Below are 1,431 nucleotides of genomic sequence, written 5' to 3'. Positions count from 1 at the left end.
GGATCAATACCAAAAGTTGTGGATCATCTTGGTTTAAGCATATAACTGAGTTAGTCTGTAAAGGAAAAATTCCACATTTCTTACCCCTCTGAACTGGGCCCGGAACGCTTTGATTTTGGCATTGAAGGATTCGGCCGACGCATTCGTACTGCGGTTGTCAAAATAGTTCAGGATGGTGTCATAGTGATTTTGAATGGATCGAGCCACCGTGTTAAAGGCCTTAAAACCGCACTGTCGGACCTTTTCATGCCATTTGGCCAGGCGAGCTAAGCCATAGAGTTTATCAGTCGTGTTCTCAAAAATGTGGCTTAAGGCTTGACTCAGATCATAGGCTTTCTTTAGATCAGGGTAGCGATCAAAAAGCAGGGTGGCCCGTTCTCGTTGACTGTCGGTCCAATCACTTGGTTTTTTATAGAGCACATACCGGCTGCGAGCCAGCAGTTGTTTGAGCGTATCGCCATTGGGAAGTACTTGGGGCTCATACGTGTTCTGTGTGGCTTTCGCTTGTTCAATAGCTTCATTTTCTGCCTCCAGCGCTTCCCACCGATACTGGACGCGCATCTCCTGAACCGCTTCCAACGCTAATTGCTGGACGTGGAATCGGTCGGTAACCTGAGTGGCTCGTGGAAAGCATTTCTTGGCGATCAGGGCCATATTACCCGCCATGTCCAGGGTAATTTCGGCGACCTTTTTACGAAGTTTTTCGGGGATTTTTCGCAGGATAGCGATCACCGTTTCGGCTTTTGTACCGGCGATAATGGCCACAATACTCCCTTTTTGGCCTTTGGCTGCTTTATTGGTCAGGATCGTATATAACTCGCCATGTGAAAGGCTCGTCTCATCAATCGATAAGTGCGTTCCTAGATTTTGGGGATATAGCAGCCACTGATTGGCATGTTCTCGCTGAGACCAGTTCTGAAAATGGCTCAAATGGGTCCGATACTGACGGGAAAAACGCTTTCCGACAACACCGAATAAACGACCCAGGCTATTGGTACTGTGGGGGAATAAAGCCGTCAAGCTGGTTTAAAAAAAGTGCGAATTCTTTCGTCATTCGCGTTCCCTGGGCTACCTGCGACCAATCTCTCTGCTGGATTTGACCGGTCTGAGTATTCAGCCAGCGACGGCGTTTGATATGAAGAAAAACCCGTTTATCACGAATGGGGAAGTCCTGGATGGTAATTTCAGGCAGGAACCCCTTCGATAAAAGAAATTCTTTGGCGGGATCGGACTCCGGGTAGTTCTTCTCTTCCAGATAAACATGAAGCCGATCCGAAGACTTCTCGACACGGGTCAACTCATAATAGGCTACGATAAAATCGGGTAACAGGTATTCGACTAAAGGCAGGAAACTCTCCAAGACGGTCAGGTTTGATGAAAAATACAAACCTAAAAAAATGCAACGCACTCCACAACTTTTGTACTTGATCC

The 1,431-nt window shown here is 47.2% G+C and carries 2 protein-coding genes; both read right to left on the bottom strand.

The window, feature by feature from the left end; translation table 11 throughout:
• Nucleotides 1-33: 33 nt before the first annotated feature.
• Nucleotides 34-1,020 (bottom strand): ISAon1 family transposase, encoded by a 987-nt coding sequence (locus ACS5NO_RS33155; protein WP_439419076.1) that lies wholly within the window; start codon nucleotides 1,018-1,020, stop codon nucleotides 34-36.
• Nucleotides 989-1,431 (bottom strand): ISAon1 family transposase N-terminal region protein (locus ACS5NO_RS33150; RefSeq protein ID WP_439419075.1); only part of this gene is annotated, 443 nt, incomplete at its 5' end. The genes ACS5NO_RS33150 and ACS5NO_RS33155, both read right to left, overlap by 32 nt.

Source organism: Larkinella fluvii, assembly GCF_051857545.1.
In the GTDB taxonomy this organism is placed as follows: Bacteria; Bacteroidota; Bacteroidia; order Cytophagales; family Spirosomataceae; genus Larkinella.
The sequence above is the reverse complement of the archived record's forward strand: the minus strand, read 5'-3'. Positions and strand labels throughout refer to the sequence as shown.